We start from the raw sequence: 21,642 nt of genomic DNA, 5'->3' as shown, positions 1-21,642 counted from the left end.
TAGCCTCCTAGTTACGCGCGGTTGCTGCTACCGAACAGGCGCATTTTTCCTTTTACAACTTCCTTGATCGCGTCGCGAGCAGGGCCCAGGTATTTGCGCGGGTCGATTTCGTTAGGCTTCGCAGCTAGCACTTTGCGAACCGTTTCGGTGCATGCGACTTGGCTTTCTGTATTTACGTTAATTTTTCCGACACCCAGGCGGATCGATTCTACAATCGCTTCGTCCGGTACGCCGGAACCGCCGTGCAGAACGATTGGCGCTCCAATGTTGTTCGCTACTTTTTCGATGATGTCGTAGCGGATTTTTGGCACGCCTTTGTACATGCCGTGAGCTGTGCCCACTGCAATCGCCAGGTAGTCTACTTTTGTTTCTTCCCAGAAGCGGATCGCTTCCTCAGGGTTTGCCAGCGTAGCGTCTTCCTCGTCAACAGACAGGTCGTCCTCTACCCCGCCGATGGTACCGAGTTCACCTTCTACAGAAACGCCAACAGCGTGAGCAGCCTCAACAACCTGTTTGGTCAAGCGAAGGTTATCTTCAAACGAGTGATGGGAACCATCGAACATGACAGAAGAGAATCCTGCGCGAATGCACTTCATTACGATATCAAAGTTGCTGCCATGATCGAGGTGCAGGGCAACAGGTACTCCTGCGCGTTCCGCCGCCACTTTTGCAATGGCGACCGTGTAGTCCAGTCCCATGTATTTGAGTGCTCCCTCGGAAACACCGAAAATCACAGGCGATTTTTCTTCCATCGCAGCTTCGGTAATCGCTTGAGTAAACTCCAGATTGTTCAGGTTAAATTGTCCGACGGCGTATTTATGCAATTTGACGTCTTCGGTAAAAGCGGTCATAGGTACCAGTGGCATTTGGTAAATCCTCCTCTGCTAGCTTCAATCACGAGGCTTATTATATCACAGACAGGCGTTTGTTAACAGGTACGCTTGTCCCCACGCATCCGTTACCAAAAGGACTAGCAGGCGAGTTGCTGCTGTACGGCCATTCTCAGCTCGTCAATATCAAACGGTTTGGTAAAATGGGTCAACGCTCCCAACTGGGTCGCTTCCTTAATCATGTCCAGCTCACCGTAAGCCGTCATCATGATTACCTTGATATCCTGATTGATCTTTTTGATGTGCTTCAAAATCTCAATGCCGTCCATGCCTGGAATCTTCATGTCGAGAATGACCAGATCTGGCGACTCTTTTTCCACGATCTCCAGGGCCATTTTCCCGTTTGCGGCCTGGAAGGTTTTGTACCCTTCTTTTCCCAGTACCTCATACAACAAAATGCGAATACCATACTGGTCATCGACAACCAGCACCTTTTTATCATGTTTGTCGAACACGGTTACTCCCCCCTGACGAATCCATTTCCTTAATTAATTAGGTTTTCGCCTAAAAACAGGAAACTCCTGCACATTTTGCGTATCTGCTGCTGAAATTTTCCCGCGATGTCCATTTCGAGTATAATAGGGATACTATTTTCGCACCAAGCAAGGAGCCAAAAAACAAGATGGATGCGCTCTGGTTGATCTGCCTGTTGACGTTTATTATCCATACGACAGAGACACTTTCCTACGCCATTCGCTTCGCAGGGGTCAAGACAGGAAGAATCGCAGTCGCCATGTCGCTCGTCGGCATCACGCTGCTTCTCTCCCGCACCTCCAACCTGATTCAAGGGCCGTTTACCGGAGGGCTGATGGATCAAGCGGCCCTTTTGCATACCGACCCGAGTTGGCAGCTACATATGATTATAGCGGCTTCCTCTGTCGGGACGCTGGCTGCCATCGCGCTGTTTCCCACGTTCGTCCAGATTTCCAGACGAGTGATCTCGCACCTTGAGCTGGCCGGCTCGATTCCGCAAATGCTGCGCACAGCCGTCACCGTAGACAGCCTCCGCCGCGTCCGCCACCACGTGCGAATCCCGAGCTGGCAAGTCATCTCCCGTTTTCGCTTCAAAGGCATTCCCAAGCGCCTGCTGCTGCTCAACTGCCTGGGAACGGCGATTTACACCAGCAGCGTGCTCTCCGTGCTCTACGCGACGTTGCTGGCCCCCGACTACAAAGCAACGGTGCTGATGTCGTCCGGCATGATTAACGGCTTCGCTACGATTTTCATGACGATTCTGGTAGACCCGCAGGTGGCCCTCCTGACCGAGAAAGCCATGCAGGGAAAAGCGACGCAGGAATCGATCCGGGACATGTATTTGTGGCTGATGATTTCCCGATTTTTCGGGACGCTTCTGGCTCAGCTCCTGCTCGTCCCGGCCGCCTACTGGGTTGCCTGGCTGTCTCCGCTCTTTCACTGAAAAAAGCGGCAAACGAAAGAAGACGCACCGACGGTTTCAGTCGCCGGTGCGTCTTTTTGTCTCTATTTATTTATTCAGGTTCAGGGAAGCTTTGACGAAATCGCGGAACAATGGCTGCGGACGGTTCGGACGGGAAGTGAACTCCGGATGGAACTGGGTAGCCACGTACCAAGGGTGGTCTGGCACTTCCACGATTTCCACCAGACGGCCGTCCGGGGATGTACCCGCAAAGCGCAGGCCCAGTTGAGCCAACTGCTCGCGATATTCGTTGTTGACTTCATAACGATGACGATGACGCTCATAAACGAGTGTGCTGCCGTAAGCAGCTTCGGTCAGCGTGCCAGCTTCCACTTTGGAAGGACCGATGCCAAGGCGCATGGTTCCGCCTTTGTCTTCGATTTCTTTTTGCTCTGGCAAGAGGTCGATGACCGGATAAGCGGTGTCCGGGTTGATCTCGGAGCTGTTGGCGCCGTCCATGCCTGCCACGTGACGGGCAAATTCGATAACGGCAATTTGCATACCGAGGCAGATGCCCAGGAACGGCACTTTGTTTTCGCGAGCGTAGCGGGTCGCGATAATTTTGCCTTCGATACCGCGATCGCCGAAGCCGCCTGGTACCAGTATGCCGTTTACATCGCCGAGCAGTTCGGCTACGTTTTCCGGCGTCACTTCTTCTGCGTGCACCCATTTGATTTCCACTTTGGAATCATTCGCATAACCGCCATGGTACAGCGCTTCTGCTACGGACAAATAAGCATCGTGCAGCTCCACGTATTTTCCGACAATCGCGATCGTGGTCGTTTTCGACAGGTTCTTGATTTTGTTTACCAAGGACTTCCACTCGGTCATGTCTGCTTCCTGGCAAGTCAGGCCGAGGTGGCGGCAAACATAGTCGTCCAGACCTTGCGCTTGCAGTTGCAGTGGCACGTCGTAGAGAGTTTCCGCATCCACGCACTCCACAACCGCGTTTTTGTCGATGTCACAGAACAGTGCCAGCTTGTCCTTCATTTCCTGGGTCATTGGCTGTTCGGTACGAGTCACGATCACAGTTGGCTGAATGCCCAGGCTGCGCAGTTCCTTCACGCTGTGTTGGGTCGGCTTTGTTTTCATCTCGCCTGCTGCCTTGATGTAAGGAACCAGTGTCACGTGAATGTACATGACGTTTTCGCGGCCAATGTCGCTCTTGATTTGACGGATGGCTTCGAGGAACGGCAAGCTCTCGATGTCCCCTACAGTTCCGCCGATCTCGGTGATAACCACGTCTGCTCCGGTTTCACGGCCAGCGCGGAAAATGCGGTCTTTGATCTCGTTGGTGATGTGCGGGATTACTTGAACCGTTCCGCCCAAATAGTCGCCGCGACGTTCTTTGGCGATGACAGTCGAATAGATTTTTCCTGTCGTTACGTTAGAGTTGGCGCTCAGGTTGATGTCGATAAAACGCTCGTAGTGCCCCAGGTCCAGGTCGGTTTCCGCTCCATCGTCCGTGACGAACACTTCCCCGTGCTGATACGGACTCATTGTTCCTGGGTCCACGTTGATGTATGGATCACATTTCTGGATGGTTACCTTCAAGCCCCTATTTTTCAGGAGTCGGCCCAGAGAAGCCGCTGTAATTCCTTTTCCCAACGAGGATACGACCCCGCCTGTCACAAAAATATACTTCGTCATCGTTAACGTCCCCTCTTTCCCTAACCCTTTAGTAGTAGTAAAAAACGTATGAAGACGGCTCCCAAAAAAAGAAAAACAAAAGCGAGTCCTATCCCTTTTGGCAATGGGGTAGGGGCACTTTTGTTTTATAGTTTCCCTTATTTAATCCTTCTTCATGTGAAGCCCAAGGAGTATTTTATCTGTCCCTCAGGCGGAAGTCAAGGACTTATCACTTATCCTCGTCATCTTCCAGCTCTTCGTCAACTTCCTCTTCTTCGAGTTCCTCGTCAAACAGCTCGTCTTCCTCTTCTTCGAGCTCTTCTTCGTCGATTTCAGCATCAATCTCTTCGTCTTCGATATCCGCATCATCATCCACGAATTCTTCTTCGTCCTCGAAAATGACCACGTCGTCGTCTTCGTAATCCTCGACAATTTCGTCTTCGGTGTCGTAATCGTCGAAGTCGTCGTCGAGAATAACTTTTTTCTTCTTCGTTCCGCCGCCCTCTTGCGTTTCTTCCACCGTGTCAGTTGGGTACCAGCGCTTCAGTCCCCACACGTTGTCTCCAAGGCACACAAAACGGCCGTCAATATTAATCTCAGTGTATACTTGCGCGATGATAGCCATGAGTTGTTCGTTTGTCATGTTACGAACGGCAGCCAGTTCATCCATCAGCTCGCGGAAGTTGTAAGTGCGATTGGTTTCACGCAAAATTTCATACGCAATATCAACCAACGCCATCTCGCTCAGTTTCTCGGGATCAATATGAGCAAACAATTGACTCACCCAGGGCACGTCCTTTCCATTAGAAAACTATTGGCTTGAATACCGACCTCGCCCTTTGCTGGGGGACGCAGGCTTTGCTTAGGCAACTCATAAATGATGTCGATCGCCTCACTCGTATATCGTACAACATACGAAGGCTAACATACAGTATTCCTTATTTTAGACGAAAATGCAAGGCTTTCAAACACGCAAAAGACCATTTATTCTCGACACTTGCCTCTCGGCCGTTTTCCATGCGAGTCCGCTCTGTACAGCAGCACAAAAAAGAAAGCCGCTCCGCTACCGTACAGATAGCAAAGCGGCTCTCGTGTTCATTAGTTTCGGATTAGATAATCAAATGCACCCAAGGCTGCGGTTGCACCTGATCCCATCGAAATAATGATCTGCTTGTATGGACTATTCGTGCAGTCGCCTGCAGCAAATACGCCCGGAACGGAAGTAGCGCCGTGTTTGTCGACAACGATTTCGCCCATCCGATTGCGTTCGACTGTGTCTCCCAGCCAATCGGTGTTCGGCACAAGACCGATTTGGACAAACACACCTTCTAGTTCAATGTGATGAACCGTTTCCGTCTCGCGATCCTTGTAGGAAATGCCGTTGACCTTGTCGGTGCCGGTGATTTCCGTCGTTTGCGCATTGGTGATAACCGTTACGTTTGGCAAGCTGTGCAGACGATCTTGCAAGACGGAGTCGGCTTTCAGCTCTGCAGCAAACTCAAGAACCGTGACGTGCTTGACGATACCCGCGAGATCGATCGCTGCTTCAACGCCGGAATTGCCGCCGCCAATGACGGCTACGCGCTTACCGGCGAACAGCGGACCGTCGCAGTGCGGGCAATACGCCACGCCTTTGTTTTTGAACTCGGCCTCGCCAGGCACACCCACATTGCGCCAACGCGCACCCGTCGAAAGGATAACGGTTTTGCTCTTGAGCACAGCACCGTTTTCCAGTTCGATCTCGATCAGGTCTTTTTTCTCCAGACGTTTGGCACGCTGCAAGTTCATGACATCGACATTGTACTCTTTGACGTGCTCTTCCAGACTCGCTGCGAGCTTCGGACCTTCGGTGTATTTGACACTGATAAAGTTTTCAATACCTAAAGTGTCCATGATCTGGCCGCCGAAGCGTTCAGCCACAATGCCGGTGCGAATGCCTTTGCGTGCGGCGTAGATGGCCGCACTTGCTCCGGACGGGCCGCCGCCGATAACGAGCACATCGTACGGCTCTTTGTTCGCAAATTCGGCTGCATCTGGAGCAGATCCGAGCTTGGCGAGAATTTCTTCGAGCGTCATCCGGCCGCTGCCAAAAGGTTCCCCGTTCAGGAAAACCGTCGGCACTGCCATGACGTTTTTGCTTTCGACTTCTTCTTTGAACGCAGCACCGTCAATCATAGTATGTGTAATACCAGGATTGAGAACACTCATCGCGTTCAGTGCTTGAACTACATCAGGACAATTGTGGCAGCTCAAGCTGACATACGTTTCAAAGTGATATTCGCCTTTCAGACTCTTCACTTGATCGATGAGCTTCTGGTCAACCTTTGGAGGTCTGCCGCTCACTTGCAGCAAAGCTAACACCAAGGAAGTGAACTCATGTCCCAATGGTACGCCCGCAAAAGTTAATCCGGTATCTTCACCGATACGATTGACACTAAAGCTAGGTGTACGCTGCATGGAGGTTTCTTCAAGCTTTATTTTCTGTGACATGGTTGCCAGTTCTTCCAGCAAAAGCATCATGTCACGAGATACGCTATCGGAACCAGCGCTGTACTTCAGCAGCACTTCGCCTTCCATAAGCTGAAGGTATTGCCCTAGTTGCGCTTTAATTTCTGCGTCCAGTATCATTTATCCCACTCCTTAGATCTTACCAACAAGATCAAGGCTTGGTTTCAGGGTAGCAGCACCTTCTTGCCATTTCGCCGGGCAAACTTCGCCTGGGTTGTTGCGAACGTATTGAGCTGCTTTCAGTTTGCTTACAATGGCGCTTGCATCGCGACCGATGCCGCCTGCGTTGATTTCGATTGCTTGGATAACACCATCTGGGTCGATGATGAAAGTACCGCGATCAGCCAGTCCCTCTTCTTCAATCAGTACATCGAAGTTGCGGGAGAGCGTGTGAGTTGGGTCGCCAATCATGGTGTAAGTAATTTTGCCGATTGTCTCGGAAGTATCGTGCCATGCTTTGTGAGTGAAGTGAGTATCTGTGGAAACGGAGTAAACTTCAGCTCCCATGGATTTCAATGTTTCGTATTGGTTTTGGAGGTCTTCGAGTTCAGTCGGGCAAACGAAAGTGAAGTCTGCTGGATAGAAGCAAACAATGCTCCATTGACCTTTAAAGTTTGCTTCGGTAACTTCTACAAAATTGCCTGCTTTGTAAGCTTGAGCTTTGAAAGGCAGTACTTCTTTTCCGATAAGGGACATAGTGAACATCCTCCTACATGATTGTTTTAAAGAATTATTAAATGTAATAATTCTAACTTGATAACAATTATCATTCAAAACTTTCCGTTTGTCAACCTCTATTATAATAACTTTAATTTAGAATTTGTGCCTACATTAGTCTTGAATATTTAACGGAAGAATATACGCGTTTACATTGGCCCTTTTTCCGCGGCTCCCCCGTAAAAACAAACGATACAAGGACTGCCTCTGCAAAAAGAAGTGGTCCTTGTATCGTTTTGCCTTGCTCTAGCCTGTTACATATTTCTCCGGTACTGGCCGCCGACCTCGTACAAAGCGGCGCTGATCTGACCGAGCGAAGCGACCTTCACTGTCTCCATCAGCTCGGCAAAAATGTTTTCGCCTGCCATCGCCACCTCTTGCAAGCGGCGCAGCGCTTGTGGCGCTACGTGGCGGTTGCGCTCCTGGAACGCGCGCAGGTTGATGATCTGCTGTTCCTTTTCTTCCTCTGTCGCCCGCGCCAGCTCGATCTCGTAATCTTCCTCAGACGCGTTCGGATTGATAAAGGTGTTGACCCCGATGATCGGCAGCTCGCCAGTGTGCTTTTTCATTTCGTAGTACATCGACTCATCCTGGATTTTGCCGCGCTGGTACTGCGTCTCCATCGCTCCCAGCACGCCGCCGCGAGAGCTGATCCGCTCGAACTCCTGCATGACGGCTTCCTCCACCAGATCGGTCAGCTCGTCGATGATGAATGCGCCTTGCAGCGGGTTCTCGTTTTTCGCGAGCCCCATCTCCTTGTTGATAATCATCTGGATCGCCATGGCCCGGCGCACAGAGTTCTCTGTCGGGGTCGTAATCGCCTCGTCGTAGGCGTTGGTATGCAGCGAGTTGCAGTTGTCGTAAATCGCGATCAACGCTTGCAGCGTCGTCCGAATGTCGTTGAAATCCATTTCCTGCGCGTGCAAGGAACGTCCAGAGGTCTGGATGTGGTATTTCAGCTTTTGGCTGCGCTCGTTGCCGCCGTAGCGGTTTTTCATCACAGTCGCCCACACGCGGCGCGCCACCCGGCCGATGACCGTATATTCCGGATCGAGGCCATTGGAGAAAAAGAACGACAAATTCGGCGCAAAATCGTCAATGTGCATGCCTCTGCTCAAGTAATACTCCACGTACGTAAAGCCATTCGCCAACGTAAACGCCAACTGCGTGATCGGGTTAGCCCCCGCCTCCGCGATATGGTAGCCGGAAATGGACACGGAGTAGTAGTTGCGCACTTTATGGTCGATGAAATACTGCTGAATGTCGCCCATCATCCGCAGGGCAAACTCTGTCGAGAAAATACAAGTGTTCTGCCCCTGGTCTTCTTTCAAAATATCCGCCTGCACGGTTCCGCGAACAGTCGACAAAGTGTACGCCTTGATCTGCTCCGCTTCTTCCTCGGTCGGCTGGCGGCCTTCCCGCTGGACAAACTTCTCGATCTGCTGCTCAATCGCCGTGTTCATAAACATCGCCAAAATCATCGGTGCCGGGCCGTTAATCGTCATCGACACAGACGTGCTCGGCGCGCACAGGTCGAAGCCTGCGTACAGCTTTTTCATGTCGTCCAGCGTGCAGACGCTCACTCCGCTCGTCCCGATTTTCCCGTAAATATCCGGGCGGTAATCCGGGTCTTCGCCGTACAAGGTCACAGAGTCAAAAGCCGTACTGAGCCGCTTCGCTTCGTCGTTTTGCGAAAGGAAATGGAAGCGCCGGTTCGTGCGCTCAGGCGTGCCTTCGCCAGCAAACTGCCGCTTCGGATCTTCGCCCTCCCGCTTGAACGGGAACACGCCTGCCGTGTAAGGAAACTCGCCCGGCACATTTTCCTTCAGCGACCATTTCAAAATCTCGCCCCAGTCCTCGTAGTCCGGCACCGCTACTTTTGGAATGCGCGTACCCGACAGCGATTCCGTGAACAGTTTCGTGATGATTTCCTTGTCCCTGATTTTCGTGACAAACTGGTCCTTTCTGTACGCTTCCTTGAGCTTCGGCCAGTTGTCGAGAATCCGCCGGCACTCGGGATGCAGTTTCTCCTCAAACAGCCTGATCTGCTTGTCGAGCACCGCAACCAGCTCTGTCGCTGCCTCTTCCTGCGCCGCGAGCAGCGTCTCCTTTGCGCCGTGCAACTGATACAGCTTGCGGGCGATGGCAGACTGCTCCTCGGTGTACGCTCGGTATTGGCGGACCGTGTTGGCGATTTCCTGCAAGTAGTTGATTCTTTCTGTCGGAATCAACGAAGTTTTATGAATTTTTACCGGAGTCGTATCCAGATTCTCCACAGGCCAATCCACGCCTGTCTTTTCCACGATCCGATGCATCAGGGCAGCAAACAGCACATTTGTCCCCGGATCGTTAAACTGGCTGGCGATCGTTCCGTAGACGGGAATCTTCTCGTCAGGCAGATCGAACAACTGGTGGTTGCGGCGGTACTGCTTGCGCACCTCGCGCAAGGCATCCTCCGAGCCTTTTCGCTCAAATTTGTTGATCGCGATCACGTCGGCAAAATCAAGCATGTCGATTTTTTCCAGTTGGGACGGCGCGCCAAACTCACTGGTCATGACGTACATGGAAACGTCGCACACCTCAGTCACTTGTGCATCGCCCTGGCCGATCCCGCTCGTCTCTACGATGATGAGATCAAACTGAGCCGCACGGGTAACCTGGATCGCGTCCTTCAAAGCGGCGGACAGCTCCATGCCGGACTTTCTCGTCGCCAGACTGCGCATGTAGACGCGCGGCGTATTGTTGGCATTCATACGGATGCGGTCGCCCAAAAGCGCTCCGCCCGATTTCTGCTTGGACGGATCGACAGACAAAATCGCGACAGTCTTTTCCGGATACGTGCGCATAAACCGGCGAACAAGCTCATCTGTCAGCGAGCTTTTTCCGGCCCCACCTGTGCCTGTGATCCCGAGCACCGGAATCGAGTCTCGCGCTTCCCGCACGCACTCCTTGAGCGGTTCCTTCCACTCCGGCTGATCGACGGCGTACTCCGCCACAGAGATCAGGCGGGCAATCGCCTTGTGGTTTTGCTCGCGCAAGCCAGCGACTTCGTTTTCCAACTGCTTGACTGTCGGAAAATCGCTGTTTCGAATCATGTCGTTAATCATGCCTTGCAAGCCCAAGCGTCTGCCGTCATCCGGCGAGTAAATTTTACAGACGCCGTATTCTTCCAGCTCCCGGATCTCGCGTGGAACGATGACACCGCCTCCGCCTCCGAAGACGCGGATATGCCCAGCTCCCCGTTCGCGCAAAAGATCAATCACGTATTTGAAATATTCCACATGGCCGCCCTGGTAGGAGCTGATGGCAATGCCTTGCACGTCCTCCTGAATGGCGGCGGTCACGATATCATCGACAGAGCGGTTGTGACCCAGATGGATCACTTCCACTCCCGAAGACTGCAAAATACGGCGCATGATATTGATCGAGGCGTCGTGACCGTCGTACAAGCTGGCGGCGGTCACGAAGCGAACCTTGTTTTGCGGACGATACACTTCGGTTTCCATCGTTCCACTCTCCCCCGAGATTCAATTAATTGACGTCAGTCGGAGACACTGATTTCCCGAAGCAGCAGCGTAATCTGCTTCTCGGTGTACTCCTCCAACGTATAGTGCTTGTGCAGAGCCCAGCGGCGGAACACCCACATTTCGCCCAACACCATGATATTGTCAGCCATCAGCTTGACATGCTTCTCATCGAGGCGCAGCGAGCCGTCGGCAATCCCTTTTTGCAGGATCTCGACAAAAATTTGCGCAATTTCTTCCTCACGTCCGAGAACGTAGCGCAGCGTTTCTTTTGGCAACGACTTCGACTCCTGGTAAATGAGCAGGACGCGGTCGCTCATCTGATCCATCACACGAAAGAAGCTGCGGATGGCGAGCTTTAAAATTTTCAGCCCTGTGCCGTTAAAATTGATCGCTTCGCGCAGGCGCGTCTCCATCTCGGCATGAATCGCATCGCAAACGAGATAGAGTACGTCTTCCTTGGATTCGATATATTCGTACAAGGTTCCGATACTGAACCCCGAAGCCCGGGCAATCTCCCTTGTCGTCGTCTTGTGAAAACCTTTATTGATAAAGAGATGAACGGCAGCCTCAATAATTTGCTCTCGCCGTTTTTCAATCAGTTTCGGGTCCTTTACCAAGGACGGTATGGTTTTTCTCTTTTCGGACACAACAAATCCACCTTTCCAACCGACTGAGCGTTTAGTCAGACACTTTCAGGAAAAGAAAGGAGCAAACGCTCTTCTTGCGTATCTTTTCGCACACCATTATACGCGAGGAAGAGCGCAAAGCCAAACCTTTCTTTTCCGCAGGCCCTATCAAAAAATCTTTTTGCTTTCAGCTAGTTGGATTGATCGTGGCTGCCGGTTGGCGCCTCGCTACTCTTTCAGCAGGTAGTTGCTGATGACGACACGCTGGATTTCATTCGTGCCTTCGTAAATTTGCGTGATTTTCGCATCGCGCATGAAGCGCTCCACCGGATACTCGCGGGTATAGCCGTAGCCGCCAAACACTTGCACCGCTTCGGTCGTAACTTCCATCGCGATATCGCCCGCGAATACTTTGGACATGGCCGATGCTTTTCCGTAAGGCAGTCCCTGATCTTCCAGCCACGCCGCCTGATAGGTGAGCAGGCGCGCCGCTTCAATCTTGGTCGCCATGTCAGCCAGCTTGAACTGGATCGCCTGCAACGAGGCAATCGGCTTGCCGAACTGGTTGCGCTCCTTCGCGTAGTTCAGCGCGTGCTCGAAGGCGCCCTGGGCAATTCCGACCGCTTGAGCGGCGATTCCGTTCCGTCCGCCGTCCAAGGTCATCATCGCGATTTTGAAGCCTTGGCCTTCTTCGCCCAGCCTGTTCTCTACCGGCACTCGCACATCTTCGAAATTGACAGCGAGCGTCGGCGAGGAACGGATGCCCAGCTTCTTCTCTTTTTTCCCCATCGTAAAGCCGTCCATGCCTTTTTCCACGATAAAAGCGGTGATTCCTTTGTGCTTCAGCTCTGGCTGGGTTACGGCAAAAACGATGTAGATTTCCGCTTCGCCCGCATTGGTGATGAAAATTTTGCTGCCGTTCAAAATGTAGTGATCGCCGTCGCGCACCGCTGTTGTGCGCATTCCTGCCGAATCGGAGCCGGAGCCTGGCTCAGTCAGACAGTAGGCCCCCATCTTCTTTCCCTCTGCCAACGGGCGCAGAAACTTTTGTTTCTGCTCCTCCGTTCCGAACTTGTAAATCGGCCAGCTAGCAAGCGAGACCTGCGCGGACAAGGTTACCCCGATTGACGCATCCACACGGGAGAGCTCTTCTACTGCAATGACGTAGCTCAAGTAATCCGCGCCAGCGCCTCCGTATTTTTCCGGCCAAGGGATGCCCGTCAGGCCAAGCTCAGCCATTTGCTCGAAAATGGATCGGTCGAAGCGCTCTTCCTCATCGCGCTCGGCTGCTGTCGGAGCTACCTGGTTTTCTGCGAAGTCGCGGATCATTTTGCGCATCATGTCATGTTCTTCGGTAAGCTGGAAATTCATGTTTTTCACTCCCCCATGTGCTTTGCGCCGGTCCTTGTCAGGCTACACAACTCTGACCGGACAACAGGCTCTATTAATCAGCAAGCAAATGCTTGGCGATGACGATTCGTTGAATTTCGTTCGTACCTTCGTAAATTTGCGTTACTTTGGCGTCGCGGAACAATCGCTCAACCGGGTATTCCCGGGTGTAGCCGTAGCCGCCGAACACCTGGACCGCTTCTGTTGCCAACTCCATCGCCGTGTCCGTTGCAAACCGCTTCGCCATCGAGGCTTCCATGCCGCAGGAGATTCCCTGGCTGCACAGCGACGCCGCGCGGTACACGAGCAGTCTGGCTGCCTCCGCCTTGGTCGCCATGTCCGCGAGCTTGAAGGCGATCGCTTGTTGCTTGGCAATCGGCTGGCCGAACTGCTTGCGCTCCTTGGCGTACTCTGTCGCGTAGTGAACCGCAGCCTCGGCGATGCCCAGCGCCTGTGCGGCAATCCCGATGCGTCCCGTATTCAGATTGGCCATCGCGATACAGAAGCCTTCTCCCTCCTGCCCCAGCAGGTTTGCAGCAGGCACACGCGCGTTGTCGAAAACAAGCTCGGTCGTGTAGGAGCCGTGCAGCCCCATCTTCTTTTCCTTTTTGCCGACGGTAAAACCTGGCGTATCTTTTTCCACGATGAAGGCGGAGATGCCCTTGGTGCCTTTCGTGGAATCGGTGACGGCAAACGTGATGTACGTATCCGCTTCGCCACCGTTCGTGATAAACACCTTGTTGCCGTTCAGGATGTATTCGTCGCCTTTTCGCACAGCGGTCGTCCTGATGCTGCTCGCATCCGATCCGGCATGCGGCTCGGTCAAGGCAAAAGCGCCAAGGTATTCGCCGCGGGCAAGCTTTGTCACGTATTTGCGCTTCTGCTCATCCGTTCCGAAGTACAAAATCGGATTGGTCCCTACAGAGGTGTGCACGGACAGGATCACTCCTACCGTTGCGCTCACTTTGGAAATTTCGTGAATCGCCAAAATGTAAGAGACAAAATCCGCTCCGGCACCGCCCCATTCTTCGGCGATCGGGATTCCCATCAGCCCCATTTCGCCCATCTTTTTGATGACCTGGCGGGGAAACTCATCCTTCTCTTCCATAATCGGAACAAACGGCGCAATTTCTTTCTGCGCAAAGTCGCGCACCATGCGGCGCATCATTTCCTGTTCTTCATTCAACCTGAAATCCATGTCCGTCCTACCTTTCTGCCGAATCATCAGTTAGTTGTACACGTAGAATCCTCGACCGGATTTTTTGCCTAGCCAGCCCGCTTTTACATATTTGCGCAACAACGGGCAAGGACGGTATTTGGAATCGCCGAAGCCTTCGTGCAGCACCTCCATGATGTAGAGGCACGTATCCAAACCGATGAAGTCCGCCAGTTGGAGAGGGCCCATCGGATGGTTCATGCCGAGCTTCATCACTTCGTCGATCGCTTCCGGCGTCGCCACACCCTCATATACACAGTAGATCGCTTCGTTGAGCATCGGCATCAGCACCCGGTTGGAGACAAAGCCCGGAAAATCATTGACACTTACAGGCACTTTGCCCATTTGCTTGGACAAATCCTCTGTCAGTTGGTACACCTCATCTGCGGTTTGCAGTCCACGGATGATCTCGACCAGCTTCATCACGGGAACCGGGTTCATGAAGTGCATGCCGATCACTTTTTCCGGGCGCTTCGTCACAGCCGCAATCTCCGTAATCGGCAGAGACGAAGTATTGCTCGCCAAGATCGTATGCGGCGGACATACCTCGTCCAGCTTGGAGAAAATTCCTGTTTTCACCGCCATGTTTTCCGTCACAGCTTCGATGACAAAATCCGCTTCCGCAGCGTCCGCCAAGTCCGTCGACACGACGAGACGGGACAAGATCGCCTGCTTGTCGTCCTCGCTCAGCTTGCCTTTTTCCACGTTGCGCGACAGGTTTTTCGCAATCGTCGCCAGACCGCGCTCCACAAACGGCTGCTGCACGTCGTTCAAATAAACGCGAAAGCCTGCCTGCGCCGCTACCTGGGCAATCCCGCTGCCCATCTGTCCTGCTCCGATGACCATAATCGTTTGTACGTTCATGTAAAAGGCCTCCCTATTCCACTTTAATCAGGATAGCGTCTCCCTGTGCGGCACCGCTGCAAATCGCCGCGATCCCCAATCCGCCACCGCGTCTCTTCAATTCGTAAGCGAGGTGCATAATAATCCGCGCTCCGCTCGCGCCAATCGGGTGACCGAGCGCGATCGCTCCCCCGTTCACATTCACTTTTTCGTCGTCCCAGCCGACGATTTTGCCGCTCGTCAACGTCACGGCCGCGAACGCTTCGTTCACCTCGAACAGATCAATCTCGCCGAGCGACACCCCTGTTTTTTCAAGCAGCTTGTTGATCGCAAGACCCGGTGTTGTCGCGATGTAGGGCGCTTCGGCCCCCACCTGCGCATGCCCGAGAATCGTCGCCAGCGGCTTGATGCCCAGTTGCTTCGCTTTTTCGTCGGACATCAGCACCATCGCTGCCGCTCCGTCGTTGATTCCCGGCGCATTGCCTGCCGTAATTGTGCCGTCCTTCTTGTAGACCGGAGGCAGCTTGGCGAGTCCTTCCCTGGTGGTATCCGGGCGCGGTCCCTCGTCTTTTGTGACCAGCACCGGCTCTCCTTTTTTCTGCGGAATAGAGACGGCGACAATCTCTTCGGCAAAAAGCCCGGATTCCACTGCCTTGGCAGCCCGCTGCTGACTGCGCAGCGCCCACTCGTCCTGCGCTTCCCGCGTAATTCCGTACTCTTCGGCTACGTTGCTGCCGTGAATCGCCATCGGCACCTGGTCAAACGGACATGTGAGGCCATCGTACATCATCAGATCGCGCACGCTGGCATCGCCCATCCGCATTCCATAGCGCGCATCCGGCAGAGCGTACGGCGCGTTGCTCATGCTCTCCATCCCGCCTGCGACGATGATTTCCCCGTCCCCTGCGCGAATAATCTGGTCGCCCATCGTGACGGCGCGCATCCCGGAGGCACATACTTTGTTGATCGTCTCGCTCGCCACATTCCAGGGCAGTCCGGCTTTGCGAGCGGCCTGGCGGGAAGGCACCTGACCCGCGCCTGCCTGTACGACCATTCCCATGATGACTTCGTCGACCTGGTCGCCGGAAATGCCGGAGCGCTCCACTGCCTCCTTGATGACGACAGCGCCGAGTTCTACCGCAGACAACGCTTTCAAAGAGCCGCCAAACTTACCAAACGGGGTACGTGCCGCCCCTACAATCACCGTTTTCATCGCATGCCCTCCATTCGGCTTTTTCGTAGCTTATTAACGAAAAATAAATTGATCGAGCGTTCGTTCATTTTATCTGCTATCTTCATTTTGCCGTCTTCTGTTCGATTAGTCAATGAATTAGGAAAAAAAGAACAGCCTGAGTTTTCCCTCGTATCAGGCTGTTTTCGCGGTGCCGATCCTCTCTGTTTTAGATCGCGTCCGCCAAAATTTCCGCTACATCGCGCGTCTTGACGTCGTCTTCCTTTTCCTTGGTCTTGATGCCGTCATTTATCATGGTCAGGCAGTACGGGCAGGCGCTGGCGATTGCGGTCGGATTGACCTCCAACGCTTGCTCTGTGCGCGCCACGTTGACCCGCGTGCCCTCATGCTCTTCCATCCACATCAGACCGCCGCCCGCTCCGCAGCACATGCTGTCGCAGCCGCTGCGCTTCATCTCGACTACTTCCACGCCAGGAATTGCTTCCAGAATGACGCGCGGCTTGTCGTAAATCTCGTTGTAGCGCCCCAAATAGCAAGAGTCGTGATACGTAATGCGCTCCTTGACTTCCTTGGTCGGCTTCAGGCGGCCTTCCTTCACCCACTGGGCGAGCAGCTCGGAGTGGTGGTACACTTCGGCAGTCAGACCGAACTCCGGATACTCGTTTTTGAACGTATTGTACGCATGCGGGTCGCAGGTCACGATTTTTTTGACTTCGTAGCCTTCGAACAGCGCGATGTTTTCCTGCGCCAACTGCTGGAACAAAAACTCGTTTCCGATGCGGCGCGCTGTGTCTCCCGAGTTCTTTTCCTCGTTGCCGAGGATGGCGAACTTGACGCCTGCTTCGTGCATGAGCTTCACGAACGCCTGGGAAATTTTTTGGCTGCGCAAGTCAAACGACCCCATCGAGCCTACCCAGAACAAATACTCGAAGTCCTCGACCTGTTTGACCGTCGGCACTTCGTATTGCCCGTTCAGACCTTCGATCCACTTCATCCGGTCTTTGCGGTTGATTCCCCACGGGTTGCCCTGGCGCTCGATATTGTTCAAGGCGCGTTGCGCTTCGGCCGGCATGCTGCCTTCCGTCATCACCAGGTAGCGGCGCATGTCGATGATTTTTTCCACGTGCTCGTTCATGACCGGGCATTGATCCTCGCAGTTGCGACAGGTCGTACAAGCCCACAGCTCCTGCTCGGTAATCACATCGCCAATCAAGTTTTTCTCGTAGACAGATGTCGCCTCTTCGGCTGTGGCCGCTACTTCGGACGCTTGCAAAGCGATCTGGTTGGCCGTCGTTTGCGAAAACGCGAAGTTCGGCATCCACGGCGTGCGGGAGGTGACAGCCGCCCCTTTTTCCGTCAAATGGTCGCGCATTTTCGTAATCAGGTCCATCGGCGAAAGCATTTTTCCGGTACCGGATGCCGGACACATATTCGTACAGCGTCCGCACTCGACACAGGCGTACAGGTCGATCAACTGCGTTTGCGTAAAGTCCTCGATCTTGCCTACGCCGAACACTTCCTGCGTCTCGTCCTCGAAGTTGATGCTGGACAGCTTGCCGGGCGGGTCGAGCTTTTTGAACCAGACGTTTACCGGAGCAAACAGCAAGTGCGCGTGCTTGGACTGCGGCACGTAGACGGCGAAGCCCAGCAAAATAATCAGATGCGCCCACCAGAATACGTAAAACAGAACCGCTCCACCTGTCGTCCCTACGCCAATCGCGGAAAACGCCATCGAGATCACGGAGGAAATCGGCGCAAAGCCGGATGCTTCATGGCCGAGCCAGATTTGCTCGAAGGCGAGGGAAAGCAGCACGGTCGCCATCAGGGAAGAGATCAGAAGCAGGACGATCCCTGACTTGAAGCCGCGCTTCAACCGCTTCAGCTTCTCGATATAGCGGCGGTAAAAGGCGTACCCGACGGCGGCCAGGATGAGAAACGTAGTAATCTCCTGCATGAGCGAAAAATATTTGTGAGCGCTGCCAAACGGAAGCTCGAAGCCTTTGGACAGCCCCTTGATAACCAGCTCAATCGCGCCGAACTGGAGGATAATGAAGCCGTAAAACATCACGACGTGCATGATCCCGCTCTTTTTGTCCTTCAACAGCTTCTTGTGGAAAATGACGTTGTCCAGCATCAGGTTGATACGTGCGCCAAAGTCATCTTTCACATCTGGCTTTTTGCCCAGCTTGATGAACAAATATCTGCTGTACACAACATGTCCGGCCAGATACAGCCCGTAAGCGAGCACCAGGAAAAACGCGATCAGATTGATAAGTGCCAGCATGTTTCTACTCCCCCACTTTCACGAGTTGTCTTTACTTTCTATCTTATCAGAATCAAAAAGAAAAATGAATGACTATTCAGTCGGTGAGTTTGATTTTTTAAAAGAATGAAATAAAACCGACTGAACGTTCGCTCATATTGCTGTAATCTGATCTTATCACATAAGTGGCAAATCAACCATCCTCCAAATAAAGTTGGAAATATTCTCATTAGAAAAGTGGGCGGCGCCAGGCTGTTTAGCGCAGCCTTCGTACCGGCATTGCTGTCTCACTTCATGCGGAGTGTGGAGTTCGGAGTTCGGAAGTCTCGCTCTCGCTATGCTGCCCTTTTTTTCGGATGTACAAAAAACAAGCGGCCGCCTGTTCGTAGCAGGCAGCCGCTTTACGTTCCTTTTTGCTCTCTTTATTTGCCGGACGCTTCTTTTGTTTCTACTGCGCTTTGTTCCTTTTTCGCCTTTTGCTCCATGCGCACATCGGCCAGCGACTTGACTTTTGTCGCCTTGATGCGCTTGTTGCGCGGCAGGTCGGCCGGCTCCAGGTTGTCTGCTTCATCCTGCATGAGCGCAGCGATACCAACTGCCTTGCCTTTTGCCGCGATGCAGTATTCGCAGTTTTCCTCGTCGTGCTCATGGTACTGCTTCGGCTCCGGATACGAAGTGATTACGCCTTCGAAGTTGCGCAGCACCACTTTGTCGGACGCCTGGGAAATAATGTAGTTCGGGCTGACCGGAATTTTCCCGCCGCCGTGCGGAGCATCCACCACGAAGGTCGGTACGGCGTAGCCGGAAGTATGGCCGCGCAGGTGCTCGATGATTTCGATTCCTTTGCTGACGGGAGCGCGGAAGTGGCCGATCCCTTCAGACAGGTCGCATTGATAGATGTAGTACGGACGGACGCGAATTTTTACCAGATCCTGCACCAGCTTTTTCATCGTGTTGGGGCAGTCGTTGATTCCGGCGAGAATGACGGCCTGGTTGCCCAGAGGCACGCCCGCGTTTGCCAGCATTTCGCAAGCCTGCTTCGCTTCCGGCGTAATTTCCTTAGGATGGTTGAAGTGTGTATTGAGCCATACAGGATGGTATTTTTTCAGGATGTTGCACAAGTTTTCCGTAATCCGCTGCGGGAATACAACAGGCGCACGGGTACCGATGCGGATGATCTCCACATGCGGGATCGCGCGCAGGCTGCTGATGATGTATTCCAGCACGCGGTCGTTGATTAACAGTCCGTCTCCGCCAGAGAGAAGCACGTCACGCACTTCCGGTCTGCTGCGGATGTATTCAATACAGGCGTCGAGCTGTTTCTTTGGCACGCCCATCCCGATCTGGCCGGAGAAGCGGCGGCGCGTGCAATAGCGGCAGTACATCGAGCATTGGTTCGTGACAAGGAAAAGCACGCGGTCCGGATAGCGGTGCGTCAGGCCGGGAACCGGAGAATCGGTGTCCTCGTGCAGAGGGTCTTCCATGTCGTACTTCGTGCGCACCATTTCCGAAGACAGCGGTACGGATTGCATGCGCACCGGATCTTTCGGATCGTCCACGTCCATCAGGGAAGCGTAGTACGGCGTAATATTCAAAGGAATGGTTTGCGTCGAAATGCGCACGCCCTCTTCCTCTTCCGGCGTCAGGTTGATGACCTGCTTCAAATCATCTACGGTCTTGATGGTGTGGGTCAACTGCCACATCCAGTCATTCCACTTTTCTTCCGGCACGTCCTTCCAAAGCTCAATGGAACGCCAGTCACGTCTTGTCGCTACTGTCATCTGCTTCACATCTCCTCTCGTCTGTAGTGAACCCTCATGCGTTTCACTCGACCAAGTAAAGATGCAAGGGTCGTGCCAATCAAATCTAAAGATTTAGAAAATAAGAAATAGAGCGTTTTGTGAGCGTTTCGCTCGTCTAGTCCGTCTGTTTGGGCTGCCGAATTTTCGGCATTCAACAGGGCGGGATCATCCGTTGCGAAAGCTTGTATTGCAGCGTTTGCCTGGGGATTCCCAAAAGCTTCGCCGCGCGCAGTACGTTGCCATCAGTCTTTTTCAGTGCGTCCCCGATGATCCGCTCCTCCAGCTCGCGCAGAAGCTCGGGCAGTGTACAGCCTTCCTTTTCCGCGAGCAAGGAAACCGGGTCTGACGAGAGTGTGTGCAGAGGCGTTTCCGGCAGCGCACGCTCCAGCATATGAGCGGGCAGATGCTCCAGCAGCAACATGTCGCCCTCGACCATGTTCATCGCAGCCTCGACGACGTGCTCCAGCTCCCGGACGTTACCCGGCCAGTCGTAGCGCGCAAACAGTTGGGCCACCTCCTGGCTGACTCCGCGCACATTCATGGCGAACTCGCGGTTGAATTTGCTCAAAAAGTGCTCCACCAGCAGTTCCACATCTTCTCTGCGCTCGCGCAACGGCGGCAATTCAAAGGAAACGACATTGATCCGATAGTACAGGTCGGTTCGCATCAGGCCGCGCTCCACAAGCGATTGCGGAGCTTCATTGACGGCCGCAATGACGCGGACGTCGACTTTGGTCGACTGGCTTCCGCCGATTCGCCGAATCTGCCCATCCTGCAGCACGCGCAGCAGCTTTGCCTGCAAATCGAGCGGCATGCTGTTCAACTCATCCAAAAACAACGTGCCGCCGTCTGCCAGTTCAAACAGCCCGGGGCGATCGTCCGCTCCCGTAAAGCTTCCCTTCACCGTGCCGAACAACAGGCTCTCCAGGAGAGACGCGGGAAGCGCCGCACAGTTTTGCGCGATAAACGGCTTGCCGCTGCGCGAAGACGCCTGGTGGATGGACTGGACAAACAGCTCCTTCCCCGTCCCCGTCTCGCCGTAAATCAGCACGGGCGAAGTCGTTCGCGCCGCTTTTTTCGCCCGTTCCTTCAGCCGTTTCATCTTTTCGCTCTTCGTCAAAATGTCGTCGAAGTGAAAGGCAAGCTCCTCCGCTCCCCGCTTGGCGCGCTTCGGCTTGCTGATCTTCGCCTGCAAGTCGACGAGGCGCTCCGACAGCTCTTTCAGCTTGCCGATATCTTTGGCGACCTCGACTGCGCCGACCAGCCTTTTGCCGACGCGTACCGGAAGCGTCGTGTTGACCGTCTCGACCCGCATCCCTTTCCAGTTTTTATACGTCTGTGTCTGATTGTAGATCGCGTCCCCGCTCTCGATTACGCGCAGCAGCGTGCTCGAATGCCGATCAAGCGACGGAAACACCTCCAGAAGCGGCTTTCCGAGCACTTCCTCTGGCGTAAGCCCGTCAAGCCTGGCCGCGACGTGGTTATAGAAAATCGTGATTCCATCCGCATCGACTACGTGAATCCCCTCATCAATTGCCCCCAGTATCGCCTGCAACATTTCCACCGTATCAGACAACGGCATGCTGGCCTCCACTCCTTTCAACC

16 protein-coding genes are annotated in these 21,642 nt (G+C 53.6%); 1 reads left to right on the top strand and 15 read right to left on the bottom strand.

The features are described 5' to 3' along the window. Positions 1-11: 11 nt before the first annotated feature. Together fba and AC27IT_RS16095 are read right to left on the bottom strand one after the other, a co-directional pair. A complete protein-coding gene (gene fba, locus AC27IT_RS16100) occupies positions 12-866 on the bottom strand; it encodes a class II fructose-1,6-bisphosphate aldolase (protein ID WP_005827820.1) in 855 nt (284 codons plus the stop codon). 104 nt (positions 867-970) lie between these two features. Further along, the gene (locus tag AC27IT_RS16095; RefSeq protein ID WP_005827822.1) at positions 971-1,345 is read right to left on the bottom strand and encodes a response regulator; all 375 of its coding nucleotides are present in this window, start codon (positions 1,343-1,345) and stop codon (positions 971-973) included. Between the two features lie 167 nt (positions 1,346-1,512). On the opposite strand from AC27IT_RS16095, the gene AC27IT_RS16090 reads away from it, so the two are divergent. Beyond that, a complete protein-coding gene (locus AC27IT_RS16090; protein ID WP_005827824.1) occupies positions 1,513-2,307 on the top strand; it encodes a lipid II flippase Amj family protein in 795 nt (264 codons plus the stop codon). Between the two features lie 66 nt (positions 2,308-2,373). Here the strand turns inward: AC27IT_RS16090 and pyrG are convergent, their stop codons facing one another. The 13 genes from pyrG to AC27IT_RS16025 form a co-directional block, all read right to left on the bottom strand. After that, positions 2,374-3,975, bottom strand: a complete 1,602-nt coding sequence (pyrG, locus tag AC27IT_RS16085; protein WP_005827826.1) for a CTP synthase — start codon at positions 3,973-3,975, stop codon at positions 2,374-2,376. Positions 3,976-4,183: 208 nt separating this feature from the next. Next, positions 4,184-4,738, bottom strand: a complete 555-nt coding sequence (gene rpoE / locus AC27IT_RS16080; protein ID WP_005827829.1) for a DNA-directed RNA polymerase subunit delta — start codon at positions 4,736-4,738, stop codon at positions 4,184-4,186. A gap of 314 nt (positions 4,739-5,052) precedes the next feature. Continuing rightward, positions 5,053-6,582, bottom strand: coding sequence for an alkyl hydroperoxide reductase subunit F (gene ahpF, locus AC27IT_RS16075; protein WP_005827831.1), 1,530 nt, complete (start codon positions 6,580-6,582; stop codon positions 5,053-5,055). A 12-nt stretch (positions 6,583-6,594) separates the two neighbouring features. Then, positions 6,595-7,158, bottom strand: a complete 564-nt coding sequence (gene ahpC, locus AC27IT_RS16070; RefSeq protein ID WP_005827833.1) for an alkyl hydroperoxide reductase subunit C — start codon at positions 7,156-7,158, stop codon at positions 6,595-6,597. Positions 7,159-7,433: 275 nt separating this feature from the next. Continuing rightward, positions 7,434-10,685, bottom strand: coding sequence for a fused isobutyryl-CoA mutase/GTPase IcmF (icmF, locus tag AC27IT_RS16065; protein WP_005827834.1), 3,252 nt, complete (start codon positions 10,683-10,685; stop codon positions 7,434-7,436). A gap of 35 nt (positions 10,686-10,720) precedes the next feature. Next, the gene (locus AC27IT_RS16060; RefSeq protein WP_005827837.1) at positions 10,721-11,353 is read right to left on the bottom strand and encodes a TetR/AcrR family transcriptional regulator; all 633 of its coding nucleotides are present in this window, start codon (positions 11,351-11,353) and stop codon (positions 10,721-10,723) included. A 207-nt stretch (positions 11,354-11,560) separates the two neighbouring features. Further along, entirely contained in the window at positions 11,561-12,703 is a 1,143-nt protein-coding gene (locus AC27IT_RS16055; protein ID WP_005827839.1) for an acyl-CoA dehydrogenase, read from the bottom strand. Between the two features lie 73 nt (positions 12,704-12,776). Then, positions 12,777-13,919 carry an acyl-CoA dehydrogenase gene (locus AC27IT_RS16050; RefSeq protein ID WP_007786110.1) on the bottom strand — a complete coding sequence of 381 codons (1,143 nt, stop codon included), beginning with the start codon at positions 13,917-13,919 and terminating at the stop codon, positions 12,777-12,779. Between the two features lie 30 nt (positions 13,920-13,949). Then, positions 13,950-14,801, bottom strand: coding sequence for a 3-hydroxybutyryl-CoA dehydrogenase (locus AC27IT_RS16045; RefSeq protein WP_122953087.1), 852 nt, complete (start codon positions 14,799-14,801; stop codon positions 13,950-13,952). Between the two features lie 13 nt (positions 14,802-14,814). Beyond that, the gene (locus AC27IT_RS16040; RefSeq protein WP_487091908.1) at positions 14,815-15,993 is read right to left on the bottom strand and encodes an acetyl-CoA C-acetyltransferase; all 1,179 of its coding nucleotides are present in this window, start codon (positions 15,991-15,993) and stop codon (positions 14,815-14,817) included. Between the two features lie 187 nt (positions 15,994-16,180). Beyond that, a complete protein-coding gene (locus AC27IT_RS16035; protein ID WP_487091907.1) occupies positions 16,181-18,256 on the bottom strand; it encodes a (Fe-S)-binding protein in 2,076 nt (691 codons plus the stop codon). Between the two features lie 401 nt (positions 18,257-18,657). Next, positions 18,658-20,016: a lysine 2,3-aminomutase gene (gene kamA, locus AC27IT_RS16030; RefSeq protein WP_005827844.1), complete on the bottom strand. Its 1,359-nt coding sequence runs from the start codon at positions 20,014-20,016 to the stop codon at positions 18,658-18,660. A gap of 172 nt (positions 20,017-20,188) precedes the next feature. Beyond that, on the bottom strand, positions 20,189-21,619 hold the full coding sequence (locus AC27IT_RS16025; protein ID WP_007786118.1) for a sigma-54 interaction domain-containing protein: 1,431 nt from the start codon (positions 21,617-21,619) through the stop codon (positions 20,189-20,191). Positions 21,620-21,642: the final 23 nt, after the last annotated feature.

It is taken from the genome of Brevibacillus sp. YAE8, assembly GCF_057543335.1.
Note: the sequence above shows the minus strand (reverse complement) of the source record. Positions and strands in the feature narration are given on the sequence as shown.

Coding starts and splice junctions, on each gene's coding strand:
- AC27IT_RS16050 (WP_007786110.1), bottom strand. CDS start 13,919: ATGGATTTCAGGTTGAATGAAGAACAGGAAATGATGCGCCGCATGGTG.
- ahpF (WP_005827831.1), bottom strand. CDS start 6,582: ATGATACTGGACGCAGAAATTAAAGCGCAACTAGGGCAATACCTTCAG.
- kamA (WP_005827844.1), bottom strand. CDS start 20,016: ATGACAGTAGCGACAAGACGTGACTGGCGTTCCATTGAGCTTTGGAAG.
- pyrG (WP_005827826.1), bottom strand. CDS start 3,975: ATGACGAAGTATATTTTTGTGACAGGCGGGGTCGTATCCTCGTTGGGA.
- AC27IT_RS16025 (WP_007786118.1), bottom strand. CDS start 21,619: ATGCCGTTGTCTGATACGGTGGAAATGTTGCAGGCGATACTGGGGGCA.
- fba (WP_005827820.1), bottom strand. CDS start 866: ATGCCACTGGTACCTATGACCGCTTTTACCGAAGACGTCAAATTGCAT.
- AC27IT_RS16035 (WP_487091907.1), bottom strand. CDS start 18,256: ATGCTGGCACTTATCAATCTGATCGCGTTTTTCCTGGTGCTCGCTTAC.
- icmF (WP_005827834.1), bottom strand. CDS start 10,685: ATGGAAACCGAAGTGTATCGTCCGCAAAACAAGGTTCGCTTCGTGACC.
- AC27IT_RS16090 (WP_005827824.1), top strand. CDS start 1,513: ATGGATGCGCTCTGGTTGATCTGCCTGTTGACGTTTATTATCCATACG.
- AC27IT_RS16045 (WP_122953087.1), bottom strand. CDS start 14,801: ATGAACGTACAAACGATTATGGTCATCGGAGCAGGACAGATGGGCAGC.
- AC27IT_RS16055 (WP_005827839.1), bottom strand. CDS start 12,703: ATGAATTTCCAGCTTACCGAAGAACATGACATGATGCGCAAAATGATC.
- AC27IT_RS16040 (WP_487091908.1), bottom strand. CDS start 15,993: ATGAAAACGGTGATTGTAGGGGCGGCACGTACCCCGTTTGGTAAGTTT.
- ahpC (WP_005827833.1), bottom strand. CDS start 7,158: ATGTCCCTTATCGGAAAAGAAGTACTGCCTTTCAAAGCTCAAGCTTAC.